13 protein-coding genes are annotated in these 18,250 nt (G+C 74.1%); 11 read left to right on the forward strand and 2 right to left on the reverse strand.

All coding sequences use genetic code 11. The annotated features are described in order from the left end of the window. Positions 1–18: 18 nt before the first annotated feature. The 6 genes from QI554_RS32760 (at position 19) to QI554_RS32785 (ending at position 8,402) form a co-directional block, all read left to right on the forward strand. Positions 19–1,092 (forward strand): electron transfer flavoprotein subunit alpha/FixB family protein, encoded by a 1,074-nt coding sequence (locus QI554_RS32760; protein WP_281475297.1) that lies wholly within the window; start codon positions 19–21, stop codon positions 1,090–1,092. 88 nt (positions 1,093–1,180) lie between these two features. Beyond that, the gene (locus tag QI554_RS32765) at positions 1,181–3,388 is read left to right on the forward strand and encodes a (Fe-S)-binding protein (protein ID WP_281475298.1); all 2,208 of its coding nucleotides are present in this window, start codon (positions 1,181–1,183) and stop codon (positions 3,386–3,388) included. 274 nt (positions 3,389–3,662) lie between these two features. Next, a complete protein-coding gene (locus tag QI554_RS32770) occupies positions 3,663–4,589 on the forward strand; it encodes a SigB/SigF/SigG family RNA polymerase sigma factor (RefSeq protein ID WP_281475299.1) in 927 nt (308 codons plus the stop codon). 77 nt (positions 4,590–4,666) lie between these two features. Continuing rightward, positions 4,667–5,158, forward strand: coding sequence for an ATP-binding protein (locus QI554_RS32775; protein ID WP_281475300.1), 492 nt, complete (start codon positions 4,667–4,669; stop codon positions 5,156–5,158). Positions 5,159–5,188: 30 nt separating this feature from the next. After that, positions 5,189–5,536, forward strand: coding sequence for an STAS domain-containing protein (locus QI554_RS32780; RefSeq protein WP_281475301.1), 348 nt, complete (start codon positions 5,189–5,191; stop codon positions 5,534–5,536). A 571-nt stretch (positions 5,537–6,107) separates the two neighbouring features. Beyond that, positions 6,108–8,402 carry a SpoIIE family protein phosphatase gene (locus tag QI554_RS32785; RefSeq protein ID WP_281475302.1) on the forward strand — a complete coding sequence of 765 codons (2,295 nt, stop codon included), beginning with the start codon at positions 6,108–6,110 and terminating at the stop codon, positions 8,400–8,402. A gap of 31 nt (positions 8,403–8,433) precedes the next feature. Here QI554_RS32785 and QI554_RS32790 read toward each other — a convergent pair whose 3' ends face one another. Beyond that, entirely contained in the window at positions 8,434–9,513 is a 1,080-nt protein-coding gene (locus tag QI554_RS32790) for a hypothetical protein (RefSeq protein WP_281475323.1), read from the reverse strand. A gap of 329 nt (positions 9,514–9,842) precedes the next feature. Continuing rightward, positions 9,843–12,944: an AfsR/SARP family transcriptional regulator gene (locus QI554_RS32795; protein ID WP_281475303.1), complete on the reverse strand. Its 3,102-nt coding sequence runs from the start codon at positions 12,942–12,944 to the stop codon at positions 9,843–9,845. 124 nt (positions 12,945–13,068) lie between these two features. On the opposite strand from QI554_RS32795, the gene QI554_RS32800 reads away from it, so the two are divergent. The 5 genes from QI554_RS32800 to QI554_RS32820 all read left to right on the forward strand — a co-directional run bounded on the left by QI554_RS32800 (position 13,069) and on the right by QI554_RS32820 (position 18,249). Further along, a complete protein-coding gene (locus tag QI554_RS32800; RefSeq protein ID WP_281475304.1) occupies positions 13,069–13,638 on the forward strand; it encodes a carboxymuconolactone decarboxylase family protein in 570 nt (189 codons plus the stop codon). 147 nt (positions 13,639–13,785) lie between these two features. Beyond that, on the forward strand, positions 13,786–14,430 hold the full coding sequence (locus QI554_RS32805) for a hemerythrin domain-containing protein (protein ID WP_281475305.1): 645 nt from the start codon (positions 13,786–13,788) through the stop codon (positions 14,428–14,430). Between the two features lie 165 nt (positions 14,431–14,595). Next, positions 14,596–16,062 carry an MFS transporter gene (locus tag QI554_RS32810; RefSeq protein ID WP_281475306.1) on the forward strand — a complete coding sequence of 489 codons (1,467 nt, stop codon included), beginning with the start codon at positions 14,596–14,598 and terminating at the stop codon, positions 16,060–16,062. A gap of 160 nt (positions 16,063–16,222) precedes the next feature. After that, the gene (locus QI554_RS32815) at positions 16,223–17,170 is read left to right on the forward strand and encodes a pyridoxal-phosphate dependent enzyme (protein ID WP_281475307.1); all 948 of its coding nucleotides are present in this window, start codon (positions 16,223–16,225) and stop codon (positions 17,168–17,170) included. A 146-nt stretch (positions 17,171–17,316) separates the two neighbouring features. After that, positions 17,317–18,249 carry an AfsR/SARP family transcriptional regulator gene (locus QI554_RS32820; protein ID WP_281475324.1) on the forward strand — a complete coding sequence of 311 codons (933 nt, stop codon included), beginning with the start codon at positions 17,317–17,319 and terminating at the stop codon, positions 18,247–18,249. Position 18,250: the final 1 nt, after the last annotated feature.

The raw sequence follows: 18,250 nt of genomic DNA on the forward strand, positions 1-18,250 counted from the left end.
GCGCGGGGAGGCCCGGTAGTGGGACCTGTGCTAGTGCTCGTGGATCGGGACGGCGGCAGCGGCGCCGTCCACGCGTCGGCGCCCAGGCTGCTGACGTTGGCACGGCGACTCGGTGAGCCGGTCGCGGTGCTGCCGCATCCGGCGGGTGCCGCCGAGGTGCGGCGGCTGGCGCGGTACGGCGCGGAGCGGGTGTGCGTGGTGGAGGCGCCCGAGACGCCGGACGCCGACCCGGTGGCGCTCGCGGTGGCGGCGGCCGGTGAACTGGCTTGGCAGATGGGCGCGTCGGTGGTGCTGACGGCGTCGACGCGGACGGGCCGCGAGGCGGCGGCGCGGGTCGCGGTACGGCTGGGCGCGGGCATCGTGACGGCGGCCTCGGACGTACGCCCCGGCCCGGACGGCCCGGTGACGGTGCAGGAGGTGTGCGGCGGCGCGTACCGCGTGGAGTCGGTGGTGCGCGGGCAGGCGGCGGTGATCGCGGTCGACACCGGGTCCGTCCCGGCGGACGCGGCCGCCGATCCGGTGCCGGGGCAGGTGGAAGAGTCCGCCGTGGAGCGGCTGTTCGTCCGGTTGCCTGAGGCCGCGCGCCGTGCGCGGGTCGTCGCGCGGACGCGCAAGCCGGCCTGCCGCCCCGCTGTTTCGTGTGCGTCCGTCGTGGTCGCGGGCGGTCGCGGCGTCGGTTCGGCCGCGGGTTTCGGGCTGATCGAGCAGGTCGCGGACGCGCTGGGTGCCGCGGTCGGCGGTACGCACGGGGCGGCCGACCTCGGCTGGTGCCCGCACGACGCGCTGATCGGCCAGACCGGCGCCGTGGTGCATCCGAAGTTGTATGTGGCGTGCGGGATTTCCGGCTCGGTGCACCACCGGGCCGGCATGCAGCACGCGTCGACGATCGTCGCGATCGACAAGGACCCCTCGGCGCCGATCTTCCGGATCGCGGACGTCGGGATCGTGGGCGACCTGCACCAGGTGCTGCCCGCGCTGCTCAACGAACTGGCCCGGCGGCGCGCCGACATGCAGGCGGACGCGGCACCGGCCGGCACACCGGATCCGACCGGAGAGTCCACACCGGACACGGCCCCGGTCGCGGCCGACTGAACCCACGCGGCACAAGGCACAGCGCACCAAGCAAAGAGCAAGGAGCACGTCACGACGGAACGACCCCCGAGACCTCGCGGAGGCGTAAGTGGTTGTACGACTCGTCATCGGACTGACGCTCACGGCGGTGGCGTTCGCGCTCGCCGGCCGGCGGGTCCTGACGCTCTACCGGCTCGGCGCGTCCGGGCAACCCGTGGAGCCGGACCGCACCCGTGACGTCGGCACCCGGTTGGCGGCCGTCGTCACCGAGGTGTTCGGCCAGCGCAAGCTGCTCAAGTGGAGCGGCGCGGGCGCCGCGCACTTCGCGGTGTTCTGGGGCTTCGTCATCCTGGGCGCGACCATCGTGGAGGGCTACGGGGCGCTGTTCGACCGGGACTTCCACATCCCGCTCATCGGAACGATGGCGTGGCTGGGCGCGACGGAGGACGTGTTCATCGTCGCCGTGCTGGTGGGCCTCGTGGCGTTCGCCGCGATCCGGGTCCGGCAGTCGCCCGAACGTGCGGGCCGGCGCTCGCGGTTCTTCGGATCGCACACCGGCGCGGCCTGGCTCGTGCTGTTCATGATCTTCAACGTGATGTGGACGCTCCTGCTCTGCCGCGGGGCGCAGATCAACACCGGCCACTTCCCTTTTGAGCACGGCGCGTTCGCCTCGCAGGCGGTCGCGGACCTGATCGAGCCCGCGGGTCGGGACGCCAACGACGTGCTCGAGGACGTCGGCCTGCTGGGCACGCTCGGTGTCGTCCTGACGTTCCTGGTGCTGGTGGTGCACTCCAAGCACCTGCACATCTTCCTGGCGCCGTTCAACGTCGCCCTCTCGCGCCGCCCGCGCGGCCTCGGCGCGCTGCTGCCGGTGTACTCGGGCGGCAAGCCGATGGACTGGGAGGACCCGGGCGAGGACGACAAGATCGGGCGCGGCACGATCGAGGACTTCACGTGGAAGGGCCTGCTGGACTTCGCGACCTGCACCGAGTGCGGCCGCTGCCAGTCGCAGTGCCCGGCCTGGAACACCGACAAGCCGCTCTCCCCCAAGCTGCTCATCATGACGCTGCGCGACCACGCGCTCGCCAAGGCCCCCTACCTGCTGGCCGCGTCCGACGAGGCCCGCGCCGCGCTGCCGGAGGCCGACAGGGCGGAGGCCGAACGCCCGCTCGTGGGCGGCCAGGACGTCAACGGTGTCATCGACCCGGACGTGCTGTGGTCGTGCGTGACGTGCGGGGCGTGCGTCGAGCAGTGCCCGGTCGACATCGAACACGTCGACCACATCGTCGACATGCGCCGCTACCAGGTGATGATGGAGTCCGCGTTCCCCAAGGAAGCGGGCAGCATGATGCGCAACCTCGAGCGCAAGGGCGACCCGTGGGGGCGCGGCAAGAAGGCCCGCCTGGAGTGGGCGGTCGGACTGCCGTTCGAGGTCAAGGTGTTGGACGGCGAGGTGCCGGACGACATCGAGTACCTCTACTGGGTCGGCTGCGCCGGCTCCCTCGACGACAACGCGAAGAAGACCAGCCGCGCGGTCGCGGAGCTGCTGCACGAGGCGCAGGTCGGCTTCGCGGTGCTCGGCCGCGAGGAGGGCTGCACGGGCGACGCCGCGCGCCGCATGGGCAACGAGATGCTGTTCCAGGAGCTGGCGCGGCAGAACGTCGAGACCCTGAACGCCGCGTTCGGCGAGCGCGAGACCAAGAAGATCGTCGTCACCTGCGCGCACTGCTTCAACGCGCTCGGCAACGAGTACCCGCAGATGGGCGGGCACTACGAGGTCGTGCACCACACCGAGCTGCTCGCCAAGCTGGTGGAGGAGGGCCGGCTGGTGCCGGCCAACGAGGTCGACGCCGCCGTGACGTACCACGACCCCTGCTACCTCGGCCGGCACAACCGGGTGTTCAGCCCGCCGCGGGCGATCCTGGGCAGCGTGCCCGGCGTGCGGCTCACCGAGATGCCGCGCAACAAGGAGCGGTCGTTCTGCTGCGGCGCGGGCGGCTCGCGCATGTGGATGGAGGAGACGATCGGCACGCGCATCAACGAGACGCGGACGGACGAGGCGCTGAGCACCAAGCCGGACCTGGTCACGGCGGCCTGCCCGTACTGCATCGTGATGCTGACCGACGGTGTGGCCACCCGCAAACAGGAGGGCAAGGCCGACGAGTCGGTGCGGGTCACGGACGTGTCGGAGGTGCTGCTGCGGTCGATCCGGCGGCGGGCCGACATGGCGGACCCGGCCCCTGCCGCGGAGCCCGAGCCCGCGTCGGCGGAGGCCGCCGCCGCCGAGCCCGCACCCGCGGAAACCGGATCCGACTGACCGTTTGTCGTAGGGCGGCGGGCAAAAACCTTGCCGCCCCCGCAAATTGACGGGGTTTCATCCGCGTGGACCGGGTAGCCCTGAATCGAGGCCGCGCCCGAACCAGGGGTGCGGCGGCGGGACGGTACAGGTGCCGTCCCGCAAGGCACTTGTCGAGTGCCGGGGTTCGGGTGCCTGAAGCAGACGGGCGTCCGCGGAGCCCTCGCCACGGTCTGTCGCGCGCAAAAACGAGACGGCGGCGCCGTGGCCTTCGGAGTCCGCAAAGGAGCCAGCCGTGTCCGCGGTTGTCGATACCGCTGCAGCCCCCGTCCGAGCGAACCGCGCCGCCGAACGACGCGCCGCCCGACTGGCGGAAGCCGTCGCCGTCGCCGAACGGTCCGGGCTGACCGTCCATCACGTCAAGCCGCTCGACAAGCGGGAGGTCGCGGCGCTGACCCATGCGCTGCTGTCCCGCCTGCGCGACCTCGATCCGGCCAGCCACGCCTACAGCAAGGTGCGCGGCAGCCTCGTCGAACTCAACCTCTCCCTCGTGCACTACGTCGCACGGGGCTTCGCGCGCCGGCGCGAGATCTACGACGACCTGCTGCAGACCGGCGTCGTCGGACTCATCAAGGCCATCGACGCGTTCGACACCGAGCGCGGCTCGGAGTTCGCGTCGTACGCGCTCCCGACGATATCCGGCGAGATCAAGCGGTTCTTCCGCGACACCTCCTGGACCGTGCACGTTCCGCGCGGCCAGCAGGAGCGGTTCCTCGCCGTCACCCGCGGCAGCGACCGCATGCAGCAGGAACTCGGGCGCGAGCCCAAGCCCGACGAGCTCGCCGAACGGCTCGGCATGACCGTCGCCGAGGTCAACGACGGACGCGAGGCCTCCCGCGCGTACCTCGTCGACTCGCTCGACGCGCCGCCGGGCGGCGACCCGGGCAACGTCCAGGACCGCGCGCCGCTGTCCGAACGCCTCGGCTACGACGACCCGGAGATCGACCTCGTCGACTTCCGCGAGTCGGTCAAGCCGCTGCTCGGCGCCCTGCCCGAACGCGAACAGCTCCTGCTCGAACTGCGTTTCTGGCAGGATCTGCCGCAACGGGAGATCGGCGACCGGCTCGGGGTGTCCCAGATGCACGTCTCCCGGCTGCTGGCCGCCACCCTCTCCCGGCTGCGCCGGCAGCTGGAGAACGACGCACCACGCCGGCGCCGGTGAGCCCGACCGCACCCGGCCCCGGGCGGCGCCGCGACACCCTGACGGCATTCGGACGCGCACGAGGCGATCAAGTGGCCATGCCGAACCCACTCGACCCGACCGACCCCACGCACCCGCCCGGACGCGCGGCCCCCCGCCCGCCGGCGGACCCGCGCGCGGCGAGCGCGCGCGCCGCGCCCGACACGCTCGTCATCGACCTCGACGGGACCGCGGGATCGGTGCACGGGGCACGGCGCGAGGCCCAGCGGTTCCTCGCCGACACCACGCGCGGCCACCCGGTCGGCGCGGGCCCGGCGCGCGACGTGCTCCTGGTCGTCGGCGAACTCGTCGCCAACGCCTGCCGGCACGCGCCCGGCCCGTGCCGGCTGAGCATCGCCGTCGGCACCGACGCCGTCGACGTCGCGGTGCGCGACACCGGCGCCGACGTCCCCCCGAACGTCCTGCGGCACCCCGCGGGCGGCGGGTACGGCCTGCTCGTGGTCGCCCGGCTCACCCGCGGCCTGCGGGTGAGCCCGGTCCACGGCGGCAAGGTCGTACGCGCCGCCGTCCCCCTGCCGGCATCCGAATGACCGGCGGGCCGCACACCTCGAAGGAACCCCATGCCGCAACACAACGGCCTCGAGGGCCGCACCGGGACGGACGGTTGGATCGTCGTCCCGGTCACCGGTGACCTCGACTTCACCTCCGCCCACGAGGTCGGCGCCGAACTCGACGCCCTGACCACCGCCCGACGCCCCCACCACGTCGTCCTCGACATGCACGCCGTGGAGTTCATGGACTCGACAGGCCTCCGCGTCCTCCTGGGCCTCTCCCGCCGCCTCCGCACCCACGGCGGTACCCTCCGTCTGGCCGGTGTGAGCGACCTGGTGTCACGACTCCTCGACATCACCCAGGTGGGCCCCCTCCTGCCGACCTACCCGACCGTGGAGGCAGCCTGCGGTGACTGACCGGAACCCCGAAGCCCCGACCGCCGAACCACGCCGGCGCAAGCAGCTGGAGACAACGGTCCAACCGGAACGTCGGGCCTCGACCGACGAGAACGAGGGCCGCGACACGGACCCCGCAGACAACGCGCGCGAGGGCAAGGAACGGGGCCAGGCACCCGCACCCGCCGAGACGCAGCCCGCCGCCCCGTCGGCGAACGCGGACGAGCGAACGGGCGGGAACACCGGCAGCCCACACGGGGGCGAGCAGGCGGGGGCAGCGGTCCAACCGGAGCGCCAGGAGTCCAGCAACGCACCCGCCCCGGCCGCGACGGAGCCGTCGGCTGGGACCGGACGCGGCGCAAAGCCCGCCCGGCGGGTCGTCTCACCCGGCGGTGCCCGAAGCCCCAGGCCGGATTCCACCGCTGGGATCGACCCGGTCGTGGGCGACGATGGCTCGTCGACGGCGGACCGCGGCGCGGGCGAATCGCAGACCGTCGCCTCATCCGCCGGTCAGGCCGGTTCGTCGCAGGCTGTCGTGCTTGCGGCGGCTATTGATCGGTTGCGGGCCGAGGTTGACGGGTTGCGGCGGGCTATGCGGTCGCGGGGGGTTATCGAGCAGGCCAAGGGGCTGCTCATGGCGCGGCTCGGGTGTGGGCCCGACGAGGCGTTTCGGCAGCTGTCGGAGATGTCGCAGCAGGCCAACATGAAGCTGGTCGAGATCGCGGCGGGGCTGCTCGGGGCCGCCGCGCCGCCGGAGCCGGCGCTTAGCGGGGAGGAGGCCGGGCGCGTCCACCTCGCCGCGTCAGAGCTGGCCACGGCGTCGAGCGCGGACGACGTCGCGCGGTTGTGTGCCGAGTCGGCCCCCGGCACGGCGTCGGCCGTCGTGTTGGCGTCGCTCGAGCCCGACGGCGCGCTGGCCCTCGTCGGCACCCACGGCGTGCCCGCCCAGCGGGTCAGCCAGTGGCAGCGGATACCGCCGCAGGCCCGCATGCCGTTGACGGACGCGGTGCGGCACGGGCGCGCGGTGTGGTTCCGGGACCGGGCCTCGTTCACCGCGAGCTACCCGCACCTGGCCGCGCCGCTCCTGCCGGGCGAGTCGGTCTGCGCGGTGCCGCTCACCGACGAGGACGGGACGACGCACGGCGCGCTCGCCGTCGCATGGCCTGGCCCCGTGCCGCAGGACGCCGCGGATCCCGCCGGGCAGGACGCGTACGTCCACGCGCTCGCCGGCCTCGCCGGCCGCGCGCTCCGTCGCCTGACCGCGTCGGCTGAGCAGCGCCCCGGCGGCCTGCGCGGCGGCGCGCTGTGGTTCCGCGCCGTGCTCGACGGCCTCATGGACGCCGTCCTCATCCTTACTCCCGTGCGGGCCCGCGAGGACGCCCCGGACGGCCCTGACCACGTCGTCGACTTCCGCGTCGTGTTCGCCAACTCCGCGACCGTCGACCTGGCGGGCCGCACCGGCGAGGACCTCGTCGGCCGGCGGATGACCGAGCTGTACCCCGGCATGGTCGTGTCGGGCGTGTTCGACCGGGTGCTGGAGGCGCACACCACGGGTCTGCCGTACGCGGGCGACGCCGAGCAGTTCACCGAGGTGGTCGCGGGCGCGCTGCGGGCGTCGACGATGACCCTGCGCGCCGCGCCGTTCCTCGACGGCGTGCTGCTCACCTGGCGGCTGCACGACGAGGACGAGCGCCAGGCGGCCCAGTTGGCCCAGGCGCAGCGGCTCGCGCGGCTCGGCACCTGGCAGTTCGACGTCGGCACGGGCGACGCGGTGTGCTCGCCCGAGGTCGCGGCGATCCTCGGTCTCACAGCCGGCGGTGTGCTGGAGCCCACTGCCGTCGAGGCGGTGATCGACACGGACGACCGCCCAGCGGTGCGCGCCGCGTTGGCCGAGATCATGCGCGAACACCGTCCGCAGACGGTGGAGTTCCGCGTCCGCGGCGCGGAGGGCCAACGGAGCGTCCTCGCCGCGGCCGAGGCGGTGTGCGGTCCGGGCGGCGCCGAGGTGATCGCGCTGCGCGGCGTCCTCCAGGACGTCAGCGACCGGCACCACGCGCAGGCCGCGCTCGCCGACGCCCGCGACCGGCTGGCCGAGGAACGCGCCCGCACCGCCGCGCAGCACGAGGCCGTGCGGCGGTTGCAGAGCGCCATTCTCGGCACCCCCGACTCCGCCCCCGGCGGCCTCTCCCACGAGACCCGCCCCGGCGACCCGCGCCTGCGCGTCGCGACCCGCTATGTCCCGGCCCGAACCGACGCCCAGGTCGGCGGCGACTGGTACGACGCGATCGGACTGCCCGGCGGCAGCACGCTGATCGCCATAGGCGACGTGTCGGGCCACGGCATGCCGGCCGCCGCGGGCATGGCCCAACTGCGGCACGCGCTGCGCGGCATGGCGTACACCGGCGCCGAACCCGCGCAGGTGCTGACCTGGCTCAACCAGATGATCTGCCACCAGCAGGCCGACTACATCGCCACCGCGATCTGCGCCCGCCTCAACCCGGCGACCTGGTCGCTGACGTGGGCACAGGCCGGCCACCTTCCGCCGCTGCTGGTCCGGGACCGCGTACCGCGCGTGCTCCAGCCGCCGTACGGCATGGTCCTCGGCGCCGCGCCGGAAGCCGCCTACGCCGCGGGCGTTCTGGAGCTGGCACCCGGCGACGTCGTGCTGATGTACACCGATGGCCTGGTCGCGCACCGGCGCGAGGACGTCGGGCGGGGCATGTCGCACCTCGTGCGCGCGGTGCGCGAGTACGAGGACGACGACCTGGACGGCCTCGTCGACCACGTGATGCGGCGCAGCGGCGCACCGAACCCGCGGGACGACACGTGCCTGGTGGGGATCCAGGTCCCGAGGACGGCCGCGCGCGGTCCCCACGGTTCGTCGTAGCCGCCCTCGGTCCGGCCGGGTCCCGGTGCTGTCAGACCAGCGGCTTGCGGTCCACCGGCGTGCGCGGGGCCAGCGTCGGGCCGCTGGTCCGACGCGGGCCCGACCACAGCGCGGGCACCGCGTCGATGTCGCGGGCCAGCCGGTACGCGAGCGCCTCGTAGTTGACGCGCCAGCCGCGGAACTGCGGCCAGGCCTCCTCCGGGGTGCGCTCCATGGGGAAGTTCTGGCCGCTCATGTGGGCGATGCCGTCGAGGAACTCGTCGTACGACAGCTCGACCGGCGCGCACGGGGTGGGGTCCGGGTCGTACGGGATGCCCTTGCTATCGGCGATCTCCCGCAGGCACACGAACCCCGCGCGCAGCGCGAGCCGCGCCTCGGCCTGGGGCCGGGACGGGTTGATCGCGAGCTGCAGCGCGGCGGCGTCCATCACGGCGAGCATCGCGATCAACCAGTTCCGGGACGCGCGCGGCGACCGGAAGTGCACCAGCACCGGGTAGGTGGTGTGGCTCTCGCTGACCTCGGCGGCCCAGCGCTCCCAGTTCCGGAACAGGTCGGGGAGGCTGTCGAGGAGGTCGACCTGGGCGTAGCGGGTGAGGATCTCGGGGCCCCACGGCGGGTCGCCGGTGCGGGACTGGAGCAGGGTGACCTCACTCTCGCGGCGGGCGTACGCGCCGTACAGCGTCGGCAGGTAGCCGACGAGCAGCCCGACCGTGATGGGGCCGGTGGCGGCGGCCGCGAAGTCGACGGCGGTCAGCGCGCCCCGGTCGGCGCTGGCGAAACCGAGGGTGAGCAGGGACGACCCGGCCTCGCGCGCCGCGTCGGCCGGGCCGAGGTCGCTGACGGCCACCTCGAGCAGCGCATAGCCGACCAGGAAGAAGAGCAGCCAGCCGACGAGCGTGAGCAAGATGGACAGGGGCGCGAGCGGCCCGAGGACGCGGTCCTTCGCCTCGGGTGTGCGGCAGCGGTCGGCGACGAGCTGGAACGGCGTGTGCAGCAGCTTCTGGACGAGCCGGGTGAAGCCGGACGGTGTGGGGCGGGGAATGACGAGCGTCCGCACCACCGACGAGAAGATGCCGACGACCACGACGAAACCGACGACTCCGGCCAACACACGCAACGGGCTTCCTCCGGATTCCGGGACGGGTGGCACCGGACGGGCACGTCCCGGTGATCCGCACCGAGTCTCGCAGGCGAACCGCGCAACGACCGGAGCAGGTCTCCGACGACACGCGCCGCCCCGACCCGGACCCGCGCCGGCCCCGCCGCGAGGAGCCTGCGCGGGCGCGGGCCACGCGTCGACGGCGTCCCCGACCACGTGCCACGCAACGCTCGCAGCGGTCGGGGAACGCCCGCGAGGAGTGTGGCGGCGGCGCGGGTGAGCGGGTGAGCGGGTGAGCCCGGAAGTTTCCAGCAGGCACGTTCCGAGCCCGCCGGCAGCGGTCAGACCCCAGGACTCCCCGGTCCCGGTCCCGGTTCGCTCGCCGCCGCGTCATGCGTGCGGGCCGTCTCCTCGTCGCCCCGCGCCCGGGCCGCCGCGGCCAACCCCAGGTGCGCCCGGTGGCGCTCGTCGCGGTTGCCCGCCTCCTCGGCCAGGGTCAGGGCGTCGTGGTGGTCCACCGCGGCCTGGTCCGCGTCGCCCAGGGCGAGGGCGGCTTCGCCCAGGCCGTTGAGGGTGCCGGCCTCGTCGCCTCGGCTGCCCAGCGCGCGGTACAGGTCGCGGGCCCGTCGGTGGTGCTCTCGGGCGGTCGTGCCGTCGCCCGTCTTGCGGGCGAGTTTGCCGAGGTGGTCGAGGATCATCGCCTCGCCGCCGCGGTTGCCGAGTTCGCGGTGGCCGCGCAGCGAGCGGGTGTACTGGTCGAGGGCCCGCCCGTAGTCGCCCTCGGCCTCGTAGATGAGGCCGAGCCCGCCGAGCACGTGCGCCTCGCCGACCCGGTTGCCGCTCGCGCGCGCGATGTCGAGGGCCCGCCCGAGGTGCTCCTGGGCGCCTTGGTGGTCGCCGCGGGCCCACAGGGCGCGCCCGATGGTGTTGTGCGCGCGGGCCTCGCTGAACCGGTCGCCGGTTTCCGCGCACAGGGCGAGCGCGGCGTGCGAGCACGACAGGGCCTCGTCGGTGTCGCCCTGCCGCAGGTGCACCCACCCCAGGCTGGTCAGCGCGGCGCACTCGCCCGCGACGTGGCCGTGCCGCCGACTGGCGCGGACCGCCTGGTCGTGCAGGGCGACGGCGTCGCCGCGTGAGGGCCTGCGGTCGAGGTCGAAGTAGGACCGCAGGACCGTGGACAGCAGCGCGGCGTGTTCGGGCCGGTCGCCGTCCGCGGCCAGTCCGACGGCGGCGAGCAGGTTGGCGCGTTCGGCGTCGAGCCACGCGGTCGCGGACGCCGCGTCGGGGTGGTCGACGGCGGGCGTGCCGGGGTCGCGGACCGGCGGGTGGAGGTGCTCGCAGTACGGGAAGACCATGTCGGTCGCGGTGGCGGCGGTGTGCAGGTAGTGCTCGACCAGTCGGGTGAGCGCGGCGCGCCGGTCCTCGTCGGTCTCCTCGGCCGCGGTCTCGCGGGCGTGTTCGCGCAGCAGGTCGTGGAACGTGTAGCGGCCGGGCTCGTGTTGGAGCAGCACGTGGGCGTCGAGGAGGTCCTCGAGGAGTGTCTCGGCGTCGTCGAGGCCGACGTCGGCGAGCGCGGCCGCGGCGTACGCGTCGACGTCCCGTCCGGGGTGCAGGCCGAGAAGCCGGAACATGCGCTGCCGGTCGGGCCCGAGATGCTGGTAGGACAGCGTAAACGCGGCCGCGACGCCGCGTTCGGACGTGGACAGTTCGGCGAGTCTTCGGCGCTGGTCGCGCAGCCGCCCGGCGAGGTAGCCGACGGTCCACTGGCGCCGGTGGTGCAGCCGAGCGGCGGCGATCCGCACCGCGAGGGGCAGGAATCCGCACAGTTGCAGGACGTCCATGACGGCCATCGGTTCGGCGTCGGCGCGTTCGCCGACGATGCTGCCGAACAGGTCGACAGCGTCCTGGGCGGGCAGGAGTTCGAGGGAGAGCGCCCGTACGCCGTCGAGGTCGACGAGCCTGCGGCGGCTGGTGATCAGGACGAGGCTGTCCGTCCCGCCGGGGAGCAGCGGCCGCACGTGGTCGGCGTCGGCGGCGTTGTCGAGCACCACCACGACGCGCCGCCCGGCGAGTTCGGCGCGCCAGCGGGCGGCGCGTTCGCCGACGGTGTCGGGAACGGCCTCGCCGGGAACGCCCAGTTGCCGCAGCAGGATCTCCAACGCGACGGCGGCGTCGACGGGGGCCCGTCCGGCGGTGTGCGCCTGGAGGTCGACGAACAGCTGGCCGTCGGGGTAGCGGTCGGCGAGCCGGTGCGCGGCGTGGATGGCGAACGCCGTCTTGCCGATGCCGGCCATGCCGTCGACCGCGGTCACGGTGACGGTTCCGGCCCGGTGCGCGGCCGCCGCGGTCAGCCCGTCCAGGACGCGGAGTTCGTCGACGCGCCCCGCGAAGTCGGGGGTGTCGTACGGCAGGAAGTTCGCCCGCCGCGGACCGGCCTCCGGCCGGGACGGATCCGCCGGGGCGCCGGCCTGACCGCGGGCTCCCGCCGGCGCCGGGCCGCGGCCGCCCTGGTTCGCGGAGGCCTGGGAGGTGTGCGCGTGGGGCCCAACGACGGTGCTCCCGCGCGGCGCACGGGGCGGTGGCTCGTGCGCGGTCGTCTCCGCAACGGGCTGCGGCGCGGCGGGCGTGTGTGTCACCGGTCGCGGCGCGGGCGCGATTCCACCGGCCGGTTCGAGCGGCCCGGCCAACGCCGGGTCGTCCCGCAGGATCGCCTGTTCCAGGGCCGTGAACGCCCGCCCCGGGTCGAGCCCTTGCTGTTCGGCGAGGGCCGCGCGCAGCGTGCGGGCGGCCGCGAGCGCGTCGGCCTGGCGGCCCGATCGGTGCAGCGCGAGCATCAGGTGCCCGCACAGCCGCTCGCGCACCGGCGCGGCGGCGGTCTCGGCGGTGAGCCGCTCGACGAGCTCCTCGTGCCGGCCGAGCCCGAGTTCCAGGTCGGCGAGCCGTTCGACCGCGCCGAGCCGCCGGTCCTCGAGCAGGCCGCGGGCGCCCGCGACATAGTCGGCGTGGACATCGGCGAACGGCACGCCGCGCCACAGGGCGAGCGCGTCCCGCAGCGCCTCGGCCGCGCCGTGCCGGTCGCCGCCGACGGCGAGCGTGTGCGCCGCGGCGACGCCGTCGGCGAACTCGTGCAGGTCGAGCTGTCCGGGCCCGGGCTGCACGAGGTATCCGGCGCCGTGTGTGGCGAGCAGACCGGCGGCGGCGTCCGGGTCGGCGGTGCGCAGGACGCGCCTGATGGCGGTGACGGCGGCGTGGATCTGGGCGCGTGCGGTGTCGGGCGGGGTGAAGCCCCAGACCGCCGAGATGAGCCGGTCGGCACCGACGACCGTGCCGGCGTGAAGGAGCAGGTAGCCGAGTACGGCGCGGTGCCGAGGTGCCGCGCCCGGTACGCGCCTCCCCGCGGCGGACACCTCCACCGGGCCGAGGACCGTGAACCGCGTTGTCACCGGATTCCCGTCGGTCGAGCGCCCATCGCGGACGCATCGCGAATGTATTAACAACGCCACGCACGCTGTTCCCGGCAGCGCAACACAGACCGCACCGAAAAATTCCACGAGCGCGGGGGACGACATGAACACACCACCCGGGACTCCCCCGGCGCCCGGCATCCCGCCGGTCGACCCTGAGACGGCCACCGGGCGCGCGGCCGAACTCCTCGCCGAGGCACACGCGTTGCTCGGCAGCACCCCGAACCTGACACGCGTGATGGCGCACAGCCCGTCGGTGCTGGACGGGTTCCTGGGCTTCACCCGGGCGCTGTGCGGCGGCACGCTCGCCTGCCCGGTCGCGGAGAGCGTCGCCCTGCTGGTCGCGCAGGAACACGCCTGCGACTACACGCTGTCCGCGCACACCTTCGTGGCCACGAAGTTGGCGGGGATGAGCCCGGACGACGCGTTCCGGGCCCGGCACGGCAAAGCCGACGACGAGACGACGGCCGCCGCGCTGGCCTTCGCGGCGGAACTGCTGCGCGGGCACGGCCGGGTGGACGACGAGGGACTGGCCGCCGCGCGGGCCGCCGGGCTCTCCGACGGGCAGCTCACCGAGGTCATCGCGCACGTCGCGCTGAACATCTTCGTCAACCACCTGGCCACGACCGCGCGCGTCGTCGTCGACTGGCCGATCGTCCGGCACACGGACTGACCCGACCGGGCCGGACCCGTCCCGCCCTCCGAACGCATGTCACATCTCCCCGGCGCCTTCCGTCATGAACGGTGAGGCCCGCGGGACCTCGTGGTGGCACCCCGCACGAGTCGAACGCAAACACACAGAAACGAAGAGGACCCCCTGATGACCGCCTTCAAGAACGACATGACCATGATGTTCGTGATGCACGACGCGCTGCGCCGCGACCTCGAGACGGTCGCCCGCATCAGCGAGAAGGGCGGCGACGAGCCGCGCCGGGTCCTCGCGACCGCGCTCGGCTGGCAGCTGTTCAAGACCGCGCTGCACGCGCACCACAGCGCCGAGGACGACGTCCTGTGGCCGGCGCTGCGGGAAGCGGTCGCCGACCGTCCCGACGACATCGCGCTGCTGGACGCCATGGAGGCCGAGCACGCGGCGGTCGACCCGGGCCTGGCCGCGATGGACGCCGCGCTCGCGGACGCCGAGCACGGCCACGAGCGGCTCGGCTTCATCGTCGGCAAGCTGACCGAGGGCCTCGGCGGCCACCTCAAGCACGAGGAGGACGAGGCGCTCGCGCTGATCGACGCGTTCGTGACGCCCGAGGTGCTGGCCCGCTTCGGCGCCGAGCACAGCGCCCGCGTGGGCGCCGCCGCGCCGCGGTTCCTGCCGTGGATGCTCGACGGCCAGAGCCCTGAGCGGCTCGCCCAGGTGCTCGGCACCCTGCCCGAGCCGGTGCGCGGCCTCTACACCGCGCAGTGGCAGCCGGCGTACGCCGAGCTCGACCTGTGGGCGCCGAGCACCGCCGCCTGACGCACCCGTCCCCGCCGCGACGCCCGCGCCCGGGCACCGAATCCGGTGCCCGGCACCGGGCTCCGGCACGCAACCACCCCCCAACCGGCCCGCTCGGCACGCCACTCCGAGCGGGCCGGCCTGTGTCCCGCACGCCTCACGCACCATCCGTCTCCTGGAGTCCGCATGTCTGTCGGAGAGTTCCGAAAAGCCTCCGCCACGTCCGCCGACGCGGCCGTGCTCACCGAGCCCAAGCCGCCCGCGAACCCGCGCCTCGGGCTCGCGCTCCTCGTCATCGCCGCCGCGCAGCTCATGCTCGTGCTCGACGGCACGATCGTCACGGTCGCCCTCCCGAGCGTCCAGGACTCCCTCGGCATGGCGGAGGCCGACCTCAACTGGGTGCTGAGCGCCTACGCCCTCGCGTTCGGCGGTCTGCTGCTCGCCGGCGGCCGCGCAGGCGACCTCTTCGGGCGCCGCCGGGTGTTCCGCCTCGGCCTGGTCGTGTTCACCGCCGCCTCGCTGCTCGGCGGTCTCGCGACCGGCGGCGCGATGCTCATCTCGGCACGCGTCCTGCAGGGCGCGGGGGCCGCGCTCGCGGCGCCGACCGCGCTGTCCCTGCTCGCGACCACGTTCCCGGCGGGCCCGGCGCGCAACAAGGCGATCGGCGTGTACGGCGCCATGGGCGGGCTCGGCTCGGTCGTCGGCCTGCTGCTCGGCGGCGCGCTCACCGAGTGGCTGAACTGGCGCTGGGTGCTGTTCGTCAACGTGCCGATCGCGGTGCTGGTGCTGGCCGGCACGTCGGTGCTCGTCGAGGGCGACCGGGAGCGTGGCAAGGTGGACGTGCCGGGCGCGCTCTCGGCCACGTTCGGCCTCGGCTCGCTCGTCTACGCGATCAACCGCGGCGGCACGGACGGCTGGACCGACACCGTCACGCTCGCGTTCTTCGCCGCGGCCGCCGTCCTCCTCGCGCTGTTCGCCGTGGTCCAGGCCCGTAGCGCGGCGCCGATGATGCCGGCCCGCGTCGTCGCCGACCGGGGCCGCGTCGGCGTGAACGTCGTGCTGCTGCTCATGGGCGGCGGCATGATGGCGACCTTCTACTTCCTCACGCTCTACATGCAGGTGATCAAGGGCTACGGCCCGATGCGCACCGGCCTGGCGTACCTGCCGTTCGCCGTCGGCATCGGCGTCGCGGCGGGCGGCGTCGGACCGGCGCTGCTCGGCCGGTTCTCCGAGCGTGCGGTGACGATGTGGGGCATGGCCCTGGCCGCGGCGGGCATGGCGTGGTTCACGCTGCTCACGCCGGGCGGGAACCCGTGGACGGTGCTGCTGCCCGCGCAGCTGGTGGCCGGCGTCGGCCTCGGCCTCGCGTTCGTCACGACGACGATCGGCGGGGTGCGCGGCGTCGAGGAGCAGGACACCGGGATCGCGTCCGGCCTGATCAACACCAGCCAGCAGATCGGCGGCGCGATCGGCCTGGCCGCGCTTGCGGCGGTGGCGACGGCCGTCACCGACCACCGGCTGCCGGGCGACCTGCCCGGCGCGATGACCGACGGCTACGTGGCCGGCATCGCGGCGGGCGGCGCGTTGTACCTCGTGGCGATCGTCGTCGCCGCGGTCACGATGGGCCGCAGCAGGCAACTCCAGGACCGCTGAGCGGAAGACGACCCGGCGCCAGGCTCGCACGAGCCTGGCGCCGGTCGCGTTAGGGCACCCTTCGAGGACGTGCCGGGCGCGATGTTTGTACTGTGTGCCTTTTTCCCACGCCCCCGTCCGCCGCCCGTCCGCGCGGGGATGCGGAGATGCGGAGTTTCCAGTGCGCACGCTCACCTCCGACATGGTCGCGGCGGCCGCCGCACGCATCGACGGCGTCGTCCGGCCGGTGACGGTCGTCCCCAGCGACGCGCCCGCGTTCGCCGGCGCGCGCGTGTTCCTCGCGCTGGAGTTCCTCCAGTACATGGGCTCGTTCAAGGCCCGCGGGGCGGCCAACTTCACCGAGGCCCTCGTGGAGGCCGGGACGATGCCGGCGGCCGGGGTGGCGGTGGCGACGGGTGGCAACGCGGACCTGGCGTACGCGTGGGCGGCGGCCCGGCGCGGCGTCCCGGTGACGGTGTTCGTCGCGGACGACGCGGCGCCCGCGAAGGTGGCCAGGCTGCGCGAACTGGGCGCCGACGTACGGCCGTCCGGCGGCGGACTCGCCGACGTCCAGTCCGCGGCACGCCGCTTCGCCGAGCACACGGGCGCCGTGGAGGCGCACGCCCCGGACGACCTGCTGGCCCCGGCCGGGGCGGGCACGCTGCTCGCGGAGATCGCCGCCGCCGTGCCGGGCCTGGACACGGTCGTCGTCGCGGTCGGCGCGGGCGGCATGTTCTCGGGCGTGACCGCGGCCGCGCACGCCCGCGGTGTCCGGGTCGTCGCTGCCGAACCCGTCGGCTGCCAGGCGCTGTTCGCCGCGTTGGCGGCGGGCGGTGTCGTGGACGTCCCGGCGGACTCGGTCGCCGCGGACTCGCTCGGCGCGCCCCGCGTGTCCGCCGAGGCACTCGCCTGGGCACGGCACGCGGACGTGCGCTCGGTCGTGGTGCCGGACGAGGCCATCGTGCACGCGCGCCGGCACCTGTGGGACCACCACCGGATCGCCGTCGAGCACGGCTCCTCGGCCCCGGTCGCGGCACTGACGACGGGCGCGTACGTACCCGCCCCGGACGAGCGGGTCGCGGTGGTCCTGTGCGGCGCCAACACCGACCCGGGCGACCTGGCCGACTGACGCGCGGACAGTGGTCACACCGGGAACACGTACCGGCAATCTGTTTGGTTCGAAACGCGATTACAAAAAACCGCTGGAACCTCCCTTTACTCGACCTCGGTGTATTGCGCCCGCGTTCCCGACTATTCATGATGTCTGGCTTGGGCATGCCCGACGGGAGGGGGCGTTGCATGGTCGAGGCAATTCGTTTTGCGGTACTGGGGCCGATACGCGCGTGGCGAAACGGCATCGAAGTGGATACCGGGGCTCCGCAACAACAGGCGGTGCTGGCCGCGTTGCTGCTGCGCGAAGGGGCGCAGGCGTCGGTGGACCAGTTGATCGACGCGGTCTGGGGCGACGGGCCGCCGCAGACCGCGGCGGCCACCGTGCGCACGTACATCTATCGGCTCCGGCAGCTTCTGGACGGCGCGCACACCGGCCTGATCGAGTCGGTCGCCGGCGGATACGCGCTCGTCACCGGCCCGGGGACGGTGGATCTGGCGAGGTTCAACGAGTGGGTGGCACGTGCCCAGACGGCACGTGAGGAGCACGACCCGGCGCTCGCCGCGGCGTGCCTGCGCGAGGGGTTGACGCTGTGGGCGGGCACTCCGCTCGCCGGTGTGCCGGGGCGGTACGCGGAGACCCGCAGGGTGCTGTTGGCCGAACAACGGCTTTCGGCCACGGAGGAACTCCTGGCCCAGGAACTGGCGCTCGGCCGACATGTGCGGGCGGCCGCGGAGTTGTCCGCGCTGGTCGCCGAGAATCCGTTGCGCGAACGATTGCGGGAATTGCTGATGATCGCGTTGTACGGGTCCGGCAGGTCGGCCGCGGCACTCGCCGTGTTCCGGGATTCCCGACGGCTGTTTCGCGACGAGCTGGGCCTCGACCCGGGGCCCGGTCTGAACAAAATCCACCAGCGGATCCTGGACGGCGACCGCACGCTCGCGGAGACTCCGTGGTGCTCCTGGCGGTGCACCGCGGACCTGCCGTCCGACCTGAGCGCGCTGACCGGCCGGACGGAGATCACCGGCCATGTGGTGGCGTTGCTCGAACAGCCCGACGGGGATCCGCTGTGGCTCGTACGGGCGTGCGGCCCGTGAG

Origin of the sequence: Yinghuangia seranimata (assembly GCF_029953285.1) — a bacterium.
Classification (GTDB): domain Bacteria; phylum Actinomycetota; class Actinomycetes; order Streptomycetales; family Streptomycetaceae; genus Yinghuangia; species Yinghuangia seranimata.

What these genes read in the sequence shown, in the direction of transcription:
- QI554_RS32775 (WP_281475300.1), top strand. Translation starts at nt 4,667, where the DNA reads ATGCCGAACCCACTCGACCCGACCGACCCCACGCACCCGCCCGGACGC.
- QI554_RS32780 (WP_281475301.1), top strand. Translation starts at nt 5,189, where the DNA reads ATGCCGCAACACAACGGCCTCGAGGGCCGCACCGGGACGGACGGTTGG.
- QI554_RS32785 (WP_281475302.1), top strand. Translation starts at nt 6,108, where the DNA reads ATGCGGTCGCGGGGGGTTATCGAGCAGGCCAAGGGGCTGCTCATGGCG.
- QI554_RS32800 (WP_281475304.1), top strand. Translation starts at nt 13,069, where the DNA reads ATGAACACACCACCCGGGACTCCCCCGGCGCCCGGCATCCCGCCGGTC.
- QI554_RS32805 (WP_281475305.1), top strand. Translation starts at nt 13,786, where the DNA reads ATGACCGCCTTCAAGAACGACATGACCATGATGTTCGTGATGCACGAC.
- QI554_RS32810 (WP_281475306.1), top strand. Translation starts at nt 14,596, where the DNA reads ATGTCTGTCGGAGAGTTCCGAAAAGCCTCCGCCACGTCCGCCGACGCG.
- QI554_RS32820 (WP_281475324.1), top strand. Translation starts at nt 17,317, where the DNA reads ATGCCCGACGGGAGGGGGCGTTGCATGGTCGAGGCAATTCGTTTTGCG.